Annotated in this window: 12 protein-coding genes; 2 read left to right on the top strand and 10 right to left on the bottom strand. The window is 58.7% G+C overall.

What is annotated here, in order from left to right; all coding sequences use genetic code 11:
* Positions 1-55: 55 nt before the first annotated feature.
* The 10 genes from ACRESD_RS02045 to ACRESD_RS02090 form a co-directional block, all read right to left on the bottom strand.
* Positions 56-2,020 carry a DUF4105 domain-containing protein gene (locus tag ACRESD_RS02045; RefSeq protein ID WP_431749409.1) on the bottom strand — a complete coding sequence of 655 codons (1,965 nt, stop codon included), beginning with the start codon at positions 2,018-2,020 and terminating at the stop codon, positions 56-58.
* A complete protein-coding gene (locus tag ACRESD_RS02050) occupies positions 2,017-2,337 on the bottom strand; it encodes a DUF2388 domain-containing protein (protein ID WP_017849050.1) in 321 nt (106 codons plus the stop codon). The genes ACRESD_RS02045 and ACRESD_RS02050 overlap by 4 nt, the downstream gene beginning before the upstream one ends.
* A gap of 26 nt (positions 2,338-2,363) precedes the next feature.
* The gene (locus ACRESD_RS02055) at positions 2,364-2,672 is read right to left on the bottom strand and encodes a DUF2388 domain-containing protein (RefSeq protein WP_431749410.1); all 309 of its coding nucleotides are present in this window, start codon (positions 2,670-2,672) and stop codon (positions 2,364-2,366) included.
* A gap of 106 nt (positions 2,673-2,778) precedes the next feature.
* Positions 2,779-3,099 carry a DUF2388 domain-containing protein gene (locus ACRESD_RS02060; RefSeq protein ID WP_431749411.1) on the bottom strand — a complete coding sequence of 107 codons (321 nt, stop codon included), beginning with the start codon at positions 3,097-3,099 and terminating at the stop codon, positions 2,779-2,781.
* 333 nt (positions 3,100-3,432) lie between these two features.
* Positions 3,433-3,648, bottom strand: a complete 216-nt coding sequence (locus ACRESD_RS02065) for a DUF1127 domain-containing protein (protein ID WP_003187413.1) — start codon at positions 3,646-3,648, stop codon at positions 3,433-3,435.
* 318 nt (positions 3,649-3,966) lie between these two features.
* Positions 3,967-5,460, bottom strand: a complete 1,494-nt coding sequence (locus tag ACRESD_RS02070; RefSeq protein ID WP_431749412.1) for an acetyl-CoA hydrolase/transferase family protein — start codon at positions 5,458-5,460, stop codon at positions 3,967-3,969.
* A 180-nt stretch (positions 5,461-5,640) separates the two neighbouring features.
* Positions 5,641-7,077 carry an NAD(P)(+) transhydrogenase (Re/Si-specific) subunit beta gene (locus ACRESD_RS02075; protein WP_431749413.1) on the bottom strand — a complete coding sequence of 479 codons (1,437 nt, stop codon included), beginning with the start codon at positions 7,075-7,077 and terminating at the stop codon, positions 5,641-5,643.
* Entirely contained in the window at positions 7,077-7,397 is a 321-nt protein-coding gene (locus ACRESD_RS02080; RefSeq protein WP_003187417.1) for an NAD(P) transhydrogenase subunit alpha, read from the bottom strand. The genes ACRESD_RS02075 and ACRESD_RS02080 overlap by 1 nt, the downstream gene beginning before the upstream one ends.
* Positions 7,398-7,412: 15 nt before the next feature.
* Positions 7,413-8,534, bottom strand: coding sequence for a Re/Si-specific NAD(P)(+) transhydrogenase subunit alpha (locus tag ACRESD_RS02085; RefSeq protein ID WP_431749414.1), 1,122 nt, complete (start codon positions 8,532-8,534; stop codon positions 7,413-7,415).
* A 453-nt stretch (positions 8,535-8,987) separates the two neighbouring features.
* A complete protein-coding gene (locus tag ACRESD_RS02090) occupies positions 8,988-9,887 on the bottom strand; it encodes a LysR family transcriptional regulator (RefSeq protein WP_399615130.1) in 900 nt (299 codons plus the stop codon).
* A gap of 157 nt (positions 9,888-10,044) precedes the next feature.
* Between ACRESD_RS02090 and ACRESD_RS02095 the strand changes: the two genes are divergently transcribed.
* Both ACRESD_RS02095 and ACRESD_RS02100 read left to right on the top strand, forming a co-directional pair.
* A complete protein-coding gene (locus ACRESD_RS02095; RefSeq protein ID WP_003187423.1) occupies positions 10,045-11,226 on the top strand; it encodes an acyl-CoA dehydrogenase in 1,182 nt (393 codons plus the stop codon).
* 12 nt (positions 11,227-11,238) lie between these two features.
* Positions 11,239-12,459, top strand: a complete 1,221-nt coding sequence (locus ACRESD_RS02100) for a CaiB/BaiF CoA transferase family protein (protein WP_399615127.1) — start codon at positions 11,239-11,241, stop codon at positions 12,457-12,459.
* Positions 12,460-12,693: the final 234 nt, after the last annotated feature.

A 12,693-nucleotide genomic window follows, 5' to 3' on the forward strand; every position in this document is an offset into this window, starting at 1 on the left:
CCGCTTTCGCGAGCAAGCCCGCTCCCACATTTGGACTGTGTTTGGCAGTGATTTTTCAGGGTAGTTCGAGACCGCCGGCAGCCTTGTGCAATGCCCGCAGATGCTCGCCCATCTGCTTGAGGTTGGCTTCGCAGGCGGCAATCTCGGCGGCGCGGGAAGGGTCCAGTAGCGCCCTCACCTCTTTATCCAGGTCACCGGTCAACGACTGCAGTTGCTTCTGGCGCTCGGCGCTTTCCGACTCCAAGAGCTTGGCTTCCGACGGTTGCGGCAGGCCGTAGCCGCCGCTGCCCAGCAGTTCCGCCGGGCGGCTGAGGAAGCCACTGTTGGCGAGGATTTGCTGCAAGGTGTTGTTGGCTTTTTCCATGCCGCCGTTTTTCAGCTCGCGGGCGCTGAGGTAGCGTTGCTTGACTTCGTCCTGAGCCAGCATCAGCTGCTTGCGATAGCTGGCTTGTTCCAGCAGCAGCAACGCAGCGCTGGTGCGCAAGTCGGCCTGGCTGAACCACTGGCGCCGCTCGGCGGCACTGAGGGACAGCCAATCTTCGACTTGGGTCTGCTTGATCGGCAGGCGCTTGCGCAACACATCGAACATGGCCTGGTAGCGCTCGCGGAACGAGTCGAAGTGATAACCCAGGCGTAACGCCTCGCGCTTGTCGTTGAGTACGCTGGTGTCGGCCAGGCCGCGGGCGCTGAGGACTTCCAGCAAGCCGTTGGGGGTGATGTTGTCCAGACCGGTCAGCTGTGGGTTGGCACTGCCGCTACGCAACAGTTTCAGGCTTTCCACCGCACAGTTGTTGGAAATGAAGAAGTAGTTGCCGTCGTAGCTCCAGTGCATTTCGGCGGCGTGTTCGACGGTGTCGTTGATTTCCTGGCGGTTGAGCTTCAACGGCACCGAGGCGAGACCGCGCAGCTCCGTCTTGGTGTATTCATCGATCACTTGGGCCAGCGGCAGTACGAACAACCGCGATGGGTACTTGCCGACCAGGCCATCCCAGCTCGACAGCTGTACGTCACCGACGAAGGCTCGATAGGACAGCACCAGGTGCTGGTCCAGGTCCAGGCGACAATCCGGGCCACGCGGGCGTCCGGGCGCACAGATCACCAGGCGCAACATGCTGTGACCCCAGCGGCTCACCAGGTTCTGGTTGGCTTCGGCCAGCAAGTAGTCGATTTCGTAGACGCGCTCGGGGTCGATCTGACCCAGCGGCGTCTTGGCGAAGTCGTTGCCGGCATTCAGGAACGCGTAGGTCTTGGCGCAGGTGTCCTGCTCAGGCGGCGCCCAGTCGAAGTGGTCCCTGTAGTAACGGAACAGCGCGGGGCGGCGGCAGGCATAGCTGGGATCGAGGAGGAAATACTCCATGTTGACCGCCACGAACTCCAGCGGGCTGGTGGTTTCGTAGATATCCGGGCTGCGGGCAACCTGATGGTTGTGCTGCTCGCGTTCGCCACGGCGGCCGACGTATTGCGGCCAGCCGGCAAGGTCCAGCAGGCGTGGGTCGTCGCTGAGGGTAAAGCGGCGGTCATTCTGGCCACGGCACTGATCGGGCAGGCCGATCAGGCCGGTGATGTTGTTCTGGCGGCTGCAGCGATTGATCAGCGCGCGATCGTCTTTGGACCACAGGCGTGCGCGGTCATAGATGTGGGTCAGTTCATGCAGCACGGTGGCGAGCATTTCGCGGCGCACGGTGCCGTGGGGGCGATTGGTTTTCTGGGTGGCGGCACTGCCGTCGGTCAGGCTGGCGAGCAGGTTGCGATTGAGGTCCAGCTCGGACACCAGAGAGGCTTGGCCGTAGGCATTCTCGGGCATCTTGTCGGTCCAGCCGACATCGATGCGCCGGTCCAACTGCTCGACAAAGCGCGGCGGCAAGGAGCGCATCGCTTCATCGAGCAACGCCTGGCTGGCCTGCTGTTCGGCCGGGCTCAAACCCTCGGTTATGAGCCGCAGCTGCAGGCTGGCCTGGGCGGTACCTGTACAGAGCAGCACAGCAGCCCCGGCCAATAGCCAGGCGACGACGCGCCTCACAGTGCGAGGATGGCTTCGGCGAGGGTCTGGTCACTGGCATCGCGAGCTTCCGGCACGCGGGTTCGCAGGGTGTCGAACGCGGCTTCCAGCTGTGCGCCACGGATCTCGCCATTGGAGGCGACGAAGCTGGCGGCGTCATCGTGGGCTTCACGCACGATTTTGGAGTCGCGGATGGAGGTGGTGGTGTCCGAGGTGAAATCAATGGTGCGGGCCGAAGCACGTACGATGATGTTACTGGTGGCCTTCAGGGTTTGCGCGTGGGCGACATCGGTCAACAACAGCAGGCCGAGAGCGGCGGCGATCAGCGGGCTACGCATGGAATAACTCCAGAATACAAAGATGACTATTGGACGAGAATTGCTTGCGCCAGTTCAAGGTCGCTGGCGTTAAGTTTTGGCTGGGTGCGGCGCAGGTAATCCAGCGCGGATTCCAGTCGGGCGCCTCGCCATTGGCCGTCTGTGGCTATAAAAGCGGCGGCGTCATCCTGGGCGGCCAATACCAACTTTCTGTCAAAGGGTGCTGATGTCACTTTGCTGGTGGCATAGGCACTGATGACGGTGCTCTGGGTGGACACGTCAAAGGCCGAAGCCAATGGCGACCAGCAGGCGGAAAACAACACAGGAACCAACAACAGGCGGTATGAAAAAACCATGGGACTCGACAACTGAAAGCGAGCGCCAAGGCTAGCGCAATGCCCGGGCGAGAGCCAGCGCCGAGGCACCCGGGAGCAGCTGGCGCTCCCTGTGTGTCAGCTGTGATCAGATCGCCAGGATTGCCTGGGCCAACTGGGTATCAGTCGCTGCGTTCAGTTGTGGTGCTTGTTGGCGGATGTGCGCCAGGGCGCTTTCCAGCTTCACGCCACGGATGGCACCTTCACTGGCAACGAAGCTGGCAGCGTCATCACGGGCGGCCTGTACCACCTTGTGGTCACGCAAGGAGGACGTGGCATCGGAGCTGGCATCGGAAGTGGCTTTGAGTGCGCCGACGATCGAGTCGGTGGTGATGATCAGGCTGCTCGCGTTGGCGTTGGCAGCGATGGCCAACAGGGCTGCAGCACTCAGCAGGCGAAGACGGGACATGGGATAACTCCTGTAGATAAACAAAGAATGCGGCGCAGAGCGGCCACTGTGAAACGGACATTGGTGCTATTGGGCATCAGACGCACGTTCTACAAGGTTCGCCACGTAGCGTGTGGATATTAAGCCGCCGTTTGTCCATTCGGAAGACTGGAATTTAATTGTACTGGTTGTATTTTGTTTTTATAGAACTGTTATGGTCAGTGCAAATGCGGCCATTCAATGCCCTATTCCAGAAACAACAAAGCCCGCCCCGGGTTTCCCGGAGCGGGCTTTGTTTTGACAAATCAGGGTGCTGGCGGTTGGACCCGGTGGGTCAGGGCCAGCGGGCGCTCATTAGCGCCAGAACGGCTTGCTCAGCTCTTCGTAGCGTTGAGCTTCGCTGATACCGGCGTCAGCCAGCAGACGCGAATCCAGGCGAGCCAGTTGGTGGCGGCTGGAGATGCGGCGCTGCCACAACATCAGGTTGGCGAGAACGCGCAAAGGCAGGGAAGCCTGGGTGTTTACAGCTTTTTCTTCGAAGAACAGTTCGGAACTGAGTGTACGTTCCATGATGACATCCTTCCGCTTGTGGCGGGATTAGGTAGTGGTTTAACTGATGCCAATGATCCTCCTCCCGCGCAAGACTCTCTAGATACAGTTCACCTGTATTGTGAGAGGCCAGTTAACTGTTTATAGGGGCTGTACTGTACGGAAATGGGGCAACTGTACCTGTCCGCACTGAAATAGTGCGAAATAGGCATTTTCGATGAAGGGAGTGGGAATATACGGTAGGAAAAGACCGGTACAGCAGTACAGTTTTTTACAGATATGGCCGTTAGGGTTTCGAGCTGATGAAACTGTGTTTGCATCAGCTCGATCCCGTATCCATCAAGCCTTGAGCATATGCCCGGTTTCTTCCAGGTTGATGTGCCAACTCAGTGCTTCGCGCAGGATGTGTGGGGTATGCCCGCCGATGGCACAGGCCGCGTCGAAGTAACGATTGAGCGCATCGCGGTAGGTCGGGTGCACACAGTTGTCGATGATCACGCGGGCTCGCTCCCGCGGCGCCAGGCCACGCAGATCGGCCAGGCCGACTTCGGTCACCAGGATGTCGACGTCATGCTCGGTATGGTCCACATGGCTGACCATCGGCACCACGCTGGAAATTGCACCGCCCTTGGCAATCGACTTGGTCACGAAGATGGCCAAGTGCGCGTTGCGGGCGAAGTCCCCGGAGCCGCCAATGCCGTTCATCATCCGCGTGCCGCAGACATGGGTGGAGTTGACGTTGCCGTAGATGTCGAATTCCAGGGCGGTGTTGATGCCGATAATGCCCAGGCGACGCACTACTTCCGGGTGGTTGGAGATCTCCTGCGGGCGAAGTACCAGCTTGTCCTTATAGTGTTCCAGGTTGCCGAACACATCGGCGTTGCGTCGCTCCGACAGCGTGATCGAGCTGCCGGATGCAAAACTCAGCTTGCCGGCGTCGATCAGGTCGAAGGTCGAGTCCTGCAACACTTCCGAGTACATGGTCAGGTCTTCGAACGGCGACTCGATCAGGCCGCACATCACTGCGTTGGCGATATTGCCGATGCCGGCTTGCAGCGGGCCAAGCTTATTGGTCATGCGGCCAGCGTCCACTTCCTGCTTGAGGAAGTTGATCAGGTGATTGGCGATGCCTTGGGTGTCGCTGTCAGGTGGCGTCACTGTAGAAGCTGAGTCGGCCTGGTTGGTGATCACGATGGCGACGATTTTTTCCGGTGGGATCGGAATTGCGGTGCTGCCAATGCGGTCGTCCACTTTGACCAGCGGGATCGGCGTGCGCGTCGGCCGGTAAGTCGGGATATAGATGTCGTGCAACCCTTCCAGGTTCGGGTTGTGCGCCAGGTTGATCTCGACGATGACCTGCTTGGCGAAAATCGCGAAGCTGGCCGAGTTGCCTACGGAAGTGGTGGGCACAATATGCCCTTGCTCAGTAATCGCCACGGCTTCGATCACCGCGATGTCTGGCAACTTGAGCTGGTTGTTGCGCAGTTGCTCGACGGTTTCCGACAAATGCTGGTCGATAAACATCACTTCGCCGGCGTTAATCGCCTTGCGTAGGGTGCTGTCGACCTGGAATGGCATGCGCCGGGACAGCACGCCGGCTTCGGTCAGTTGCTTGTCCAGGTCGTTGCCCAGGCTGGCGCCGGTCATCAGGGTGATTTTCAGGGGGGAGGTCTTGGCGCGTTCCGCCAGGGCATGGGGGACAGCCTTGGCTTCACCGGCACGGGTGAAGCCGCTCATGCCGACGGTCATGCCGTCCTCGATCAGTGCGGCGGCGTCGGCCGGGCTCATGACCTTATTCAACAGCGAAGGCAAGCGGATACGATCACGGTACATGAATTGTTATCTCAGGCTACGGAAGCAAGGTGCGCAGTTTAGTGATTTCAAAAAAATTCGGCCCGCTACCATGGTCGAATGCCGGGTAGCGATTTAGAGCCTTTGGTCGGGTTTCATCGCACCAATAAAAAACCCCAGCCTACTGGAGGCCAGGGTTTTGGGTATTGCGCTGGCGCAGTGTTATTCGACGGCCTTGACCATGTCTTCGATGACTTTCTTGGCGTCGCCGAAGACCATCATGGTCTTGTCCAGGTAGAACAACTCGTTGTCCAAGCCTGCGTAGCCGCTGGCCATCGAGCGCTTGTTGACGATGATGGTCTTGGCCTTGAACGCTTCGAGGATCGGCATGCCGGCAATCGGTGAGTTCGGATCGTTCTTGGCGGCCGGGTTGACCACGTCGTTGGCACCCAATACCAACACCACATCGGCCTGGCCGAATTCGGAGTTGATGTCTTCCATCTCGAACACTTGGTCGTAAGGCACTTCGGCCTCGGCCAGCAGTACGTTCATATGCCCGGGCATACGGCCAGCGACTGGGTGGATCGCGTACTTCACAGTGACGCCGTGGTGGGTCAGCTTCTCGGTCAGTTCCTTGAGCGCATGTTGCGCTCGGGCTACCGCGAGGCCGTAACCCGGCACAATGATCACGGTGTCGGCGTTGGTCAGCAGGAACGTCGCATCGTCGGCCGAGCCGGACTTCACTGGGCGCGCTTCTTTAGAGCCGGTCGCCGCTGCGGCATCCGCTGTATTGCCGAAACCGCCGAGCAGTACATTAAAGAAAGAACGGTTCATCGCCTTGCACATGATGTACGACAGGATCGCACCGCTGGAGCCCACCAGGGAGCCGGCAATGATCAGCATCGAGTTGTTCAGCGAGAAGCCAATCCCCGCTGCTGCCCAGCCGGAATAGCTGTTGAGCATCGACACCACGACGGGCATGTCGGCGCCGCCAATCGGGATGATGATCAGCACGCCCAGCACGAACGCCAGGGCCAGCATCAGCGCGAAAGCGGTGAGGTTACCGGTGAACATGAACGCCAGGCCCAGACCGAGGGTGGCCAGGCCGAGCACCAGGTTGAGCTTATGCTGGCCGCCAAACTGTACCGGTGCGCCTTGGAACAGGCGGAACTTGTACTTGCCGGACAGCTTGCCGAATGCAATCACCGAACCGGAGAAGGTAATTGCACCGATGGCTGCGCCGAGGAACAGCTCCAGGCGGTTGCCGGCAGGGATCGAGTCGCCCAGGTGTTTGACGATGCCCAGGGATTGCGGCTCGACCACGGCGGCAATGGCGATGAACACTGCTGCCAGGCCGATCATGCTGTGCATGAACGCCACCAGCTCCGGCATCTTGGTCATTTCTACGCGTTTTGCCATGATCGAACCGGCGGTGCCGCCGATCAGCAGGCCGACAATCACGTAGCCGATACCGGCAGTAGCGAGTTCAGCGCCGAGCTTATAGATGAGGCCCACGGTGGTCAGCACCGCGAGCGCCATGCCGAGCATGCCGAACAGGTTGCCGCGTCGCGAGGTGGTTGGGTGCGACAGGCCTTTGAGGGCCTGGATAAAACAGATCGACGCGATCAGGTAGAGCGTCGTGACGAGGTTCATGCTCATTACTTCGGCGCCTCTTCTTTTACTTTCGGGGCTTTCTTCTTGAACATCTCAAGCATGCGGCGCGTGACCAAAAAGCCACCGAATACATTGACCGCCGCAAGGGCCACGGCCAGGGTGCCCATGGTCTTGCCCAGTGGCGTCACGGTGAGGGCTGCGGCCAGCATGGCGCCGACGATGACAATGGCGGAAATGGCGTTGGTCACGGCCATCAGTGGTGTGTGCAGTGCGGGTGTGACGTTCCAGACCACGTGATAACCGACATAAATGGCCAGCACAAAGATGATCAGGTTGTAGATACCGGGGGAGATAAGCTCTTCCATCGTCTGAATCCCTGCTTAGGCGTTTTTGCGGATGACTTGGCCGTCGCGGCACATGAGGCATGCGGCGACGATGTCGTCTTCGAGGTTGATTTCAAACTGGCCTTCCTTGGTGAAGACCAGCTTCAGGAAGTCCAGCAGGTTGCGCGCATACAGGGCCGAGGCATCGGCGGCGACAGCGCCGGCCAGGTTGGTCGGGCCGCAGATGGTCACGCCATTCTCTACCACGACCTGGTCGGCAACGGTCAGTGGACAGTTGCCGCCTTGAGCCGCGGCGAGGTCGATGACCACCGAGCCGGGCTTCATTTGCGCAACGGTTTCTGCGCTCAGCAGCGTCGGTGCTTTACGGCCGGGAATCAGGGCCGTGGTGATGACGATGTCAGCCTGCTTGGCGCGTTCGTGCACAGCCAGGGCCTGGCGCTGCATCCAGCTGCTCGGCATCGGACGTGCGTAACCGCCGACACCGACGGCGCATTCACGCTCTTCATCGGTTTCGTACGGTACATCGACGAACTTGGCGCCTAGGGATTCGATCTGTTCTTTCACGGCGGGGCGCACGTCGGACGCTTCGATCACCGCACCCAGGCGTTTCGCCGTCGCGATAGCCTGCAGGCCGGCAACGCCAGCACCGAGAATCAGCACGCGAGCAGCCTTGACGGTACCTGCGGCGGTCATCAGCATCGGCATGAAGCGCGGGTAGTGATGAGCGGCGAGCAACACGGCCTTATAGCCGGCAATGTTGGCCTGGGATGACAGCACGTCGAGGCTCTGGGCACGCGAGGTGCGCGGCGCGGCCTCAAGCGCAAAGGCAGTAATGCCCTGCTCTGCCAGCTTGGCGATGGTTTCGTTGCTGAACGGATTGAGCATGCCCACCAATACGGTGCCGCTTTTGATCAGCGTCAGTTCGCTGTCGCTGGGGGCAACCACCTTGAGAATCAGCTCGGCGCCAAATGCATCGTTGGCACTGCCAATGGTTGCGCCTGCCGTTTCATAGGCACTGTCGACGATGCTGGCTTTGACGCCTGCACCGCTTTGTACAGTGACCTTATGGCCCTGGCCGATCAGCTTCTTGATGGTTTCCGGGGTGGCAGCCACCCGCGTTTCACCGGTCTGGGTTTCGAGAGGAACACCAATGTGCACGTCAAATCTCCTGCATGATCTTTTTGCTTTTGATCTTTTTGTAAAAAGGCCAGTGCACCGTGAGTGGCGCATCTGGGGCGGCCGATCAGCACGATCCCGCTGAAATGACAGCGGGGCGCGGCATTTTGCAGGCGAACTTTACGGCCTTCAAGGGATTATGACGGGTGACGAAAAATTAACTACAAGTCACCCTGTGACTGATTGTCGCAATGCTCGAAAATAACCTCTTTAAATACAGGTGTTTAAAGGCTTGCAGAGGTTTATTGAGCCTTTTTCCATCGTTGCCGTGAATGGTCGCGTATTGGTTGGTGATAGTCGCTACAAGCCATGTAAGTCATGGTGTTGAGCTTCATTTTTGATGAATAGGTACAGTCTGTCAAAATGCGACATATACGTATATCTGTAGGTTTTTAATTTATCTGACTACAGGGTCAATAAGCGCAGTTTAGGCTTTTAAATACTGGGGCTGTAGCGTTGCGATTGATCGATTAACCAGTCCCTGAATGCGTGCAGCGATGCGGATTCTACCTTTCTCTCGGGGATCATCAGGTAGTAGGCCTTCGAACTGCTCAATGCCTCGGGGTTGGCAATCACCAATTGTTTCTCATCAAGCTCGCGTTGGATGAGGAATGGCGGAATCAACGCGATGCCCATGTCATGCATGGCAGCCTGGGACAACATCGAGAATAGCTCGTAACGAGGGCCTGTCATGTCCCGGGGCACGCTCAACTGTTGGGCGTTGAACCATTGGCGCCAGGCGTAGGGGCGAGTGGTTTGCTGCAACAGTGGCAGCTCCGCGATCTCCTGGGGGCTGAAGTGAATACGGGTGCCCAGTAAGCGCGGGCTGCACACGGGAACCGGGTTCTCTCCCATCAGTCGATGGGACTCGGTGCCGGACCAGTCAGCATCGCCAAAGTAGATTGCCGCGTCGAACTCGGTATCGGCAAACAGAAAGGGGCGCGTGCGGTTGGTAAGGTTGACCGTGACTTCCGGGTGCTTGCGTTGAAAGTCCTTAAGCCGGGGGATCAGCCATTGGGTGCCGAAGGTGGGAACTACCGCCAGTTCGATAACGTTGGCGCCCTGCTGTCCCATGACGGACAGAGTGTCGCGCTCCACGGCATCCAGTTGCATGGCGACGCGACGGCTGTAAGACAGCCCCGCTTCCGTCAGCTTGACTCCGCGCCGTGAGCGTCGAAATAGCTCGACACTTAAAAACTCCTCAAGGCTGGCGATCTGTCGACAAATGGCGCCCTGGGTGATGGAAAGCTCATTCGCAGCCTTGGTGAAGCTCTCGTGACGGGCTGCTGCTTCAAAACTGACGAGGGCAGTGGTGCTGGGGATTTTTCTGCGCATGTACGGTGTACTCACTTATAAAGCGCATTTGCGCCATTCTCGAGCATTACGAAGTGAGAAATTAGCACAACCCTATGCGGAAACCTCGTTTGCCCTATGCGTCTGCTCGGCCTAGGCTCCATCCACGACTTCTGATTTCTTCCGCGAGGACTTATTCATGGCTGGCAAGGCAAGCTTCAACTGGATCGATCCACTGCTGCTGGATCAACAGCTCACCGAAGAAGAGCGCATGGTGCGTGACAGTGCTGAGCAATTCGCCCAAGACAAGCTGGCGCCGCGTGTACTCGAAGCTTTCCGTCATGAAAAGACCGACCCTGCGATCTTCCGCGAGATGGGCGAAACCGGCCTGTTGGGGGCGATGATCCCTGAGCAGTACGGTGGCAGTGGCTTGAACTATGTGAGTTATGGGTTGATTGCACGTGAAGTGGAGCGCGTCGACTCCGGCTATCGCTCCATGATGAGTGTGCAGTCGTCACTGGTCATGGTGCCGATCAACGAATTTGGTACTGAGGCGCAGAAGCAGAAGTACCTGCCGAAATTGGCCTCTGGCGAATGGATTGGTTGTTTTGGCCTCACCGAGCCCAACCATGGCTCTGATCCAGGCGCGATGATTACCCGTGCGCGCAAGGTGGATGGTGGCTACAGCCTGACGGGCGCCAAGATGTGGATCACCAACAGCCCTATCGCCGATGTGTTTGTAGTGTGGGGCAAGGACGATGCCGGTGATATCCGTGGGTTTGTCCTGGAGAAGGGATGGAAAGGTCTGAGCGCTCCGGCGATTCACGGCAAGGTTGGGCTGCGCGCTTCCATCACTGGCGAAATCGTCATGGACAACGTGTTTGTGCCGGAAGAGAACATCTTCCCGGATGTGCGCGGCTTGAAAGGGCCTTTCACCTGTCTCAACTCCGCGCGCTACGGTATTTCCTGGGGGGCGTTGGGTGCGGCCGAATTCTGCTGGCATACGGCTCGCCAATACACCCTCGATCGTCAACAGTTCGGCCGCCCGTTGGCGGCGACTCAATTGATCCAGAAGAAGCTGGCTGACATGCAGACCGAGATCACTCTTGCCCTGCAAGGCTGCCTGCGCCTGGGCCGCATGAAGGATGAAGGCACGGCGGCGGTTGAGATTACTTCGATCATGAAGCGCAACTCGTGTGGCAAGTCTCTGGATATCGCGCGTATGGCGCGAGACATGTTGGGTGGTAACGGTATCTCCGATGAGTTCGGGGTTGCGCGTCATCTGGTCAACCTGGAGGTGGTGAATACCTATGAAGGGACTCATGACGTGCATGCCTTGATTCTGGGACGTGCGCAGACCGGCCTTCAGGCGTTCTATTAATAGGAGCACGGCATGGGCGCGCTTTCGCATCTGCGGGTGCTGGATTTATCGCGAGTATTGGCGGGGCCTTGGTCCGGGCAGATTCTTGCGGACCTTGGGGCGGAGGTGATCAAGGTCGAGCGGCCAGGTAGCGGTGACGATACGCGCGCATGGGGGCCGCCCTTCCTCAAGGATACTCATGGCGAGAACACCAGTGAGGCCGCGTATTACCTGTCGGCGAACCGTAACAAGGAGTCGGTGACCATCGACTTCACGCGGCCGGAGGGGCAAAAGCTGGTGCGCGACCTGGCAGCCAAGTCCGACATCCTGATCGAGAATTTCAAGGTGGGTGGGCTGGCGGCGTATGGGCTGGATTATGAGTCGCTCAAGGAGATCAATCCGGAGCTGATCTATTGTTCGATAACGGGCTTTGGTCAGACGGGGCCTTATGCGACGCGTGCGGGCTACGACTTCATGATCCAGGGGTTGGGCGGGCTAATGAGTCTGACCGGTCGACCTGAAGGTGATGATGGGGCTGGGCCTGTGAAGGTTGGCGTGGCGTTGACTGACATTCTCACGGGGCTCTACTCGACCGTGGCAATTCTCGCTGCTTTGGCCCACCGCGATCATGACGGTGGTGGGCAGCATATCGATATGGCTCTGCTGGATGTGCAGGTGGCGTGTCTGGCTAACCAGGCGATGAATTACCTCACGACGGGAGTGTCTCCGAAGCGTCTTGGTAATGCGCATCCGAATATCGTGCCCTACCAGGATTTTCCCACGGCTGATGGTGACTTTATCCTGACGGTGGGTAATGACGGGCAGTTCCGTAAGTTCGCTGAAGTGGCTGGGCAGCCGCAGTGGGCTGATGATTCACGTTTCGCAAGCAATAAGGCGCGGGTGGCCAACCGCGCGGAGCTGATCCCGTTGATTCGTCAGGCTACGGTCTTCAAGACGACGGCTGAGTGGGTGTCACAGTTGGAGCAAGTGGGTGTGCCGTGTGGGCCGATCAATGATCTGGCGCAGGTGTTCGCCGATCCGCAGGTCAGGGCGCGCGGACTGGCGATGACGCTGTCCCATGGCTTGGCGGGGGTGGTGCCTCAGGTTGCCAGCCCGATCCGGTTGTCCAAGACACCGGTGGAGTATCGGAGCGCGCCACCTCTATTGGGGGAGCATACCGTCAAGGTGCTGCAAGACGTGCTGGGATTGATGCCGGCTAATGTGGTCGCTTTAAAGGAGGCGGGCGTTATCTGAGGGCTCTCTTCTATATAGAGAAGGAGGGCCGTTTGGGTGGCTTCCTAATCAATTCCAACTGATTGATAGAAAAGAGAAATTAAGTGTTGACGGCGAATTATATCTGTCTATAATTCGCCCCACTTCCGGCGCAGTCGAAACGGAAAACTCCTTGGTAAACAACGAGTTATGATGTTTTCGGCAGCAAGGTGCTTCAGTTCATCGAAGCGGCCAGGAAGTTGAAAAAGAGGTGTT

It is taken from the genome of Pseudomonas sp., assembly GCF_050739995.1.
Classification (GTDB): Bacteria; Pseudomonadota; Gammaproteobacteria; order Pseudomonadales; family Pseudomonadaceae; genus Aquipseudomonas.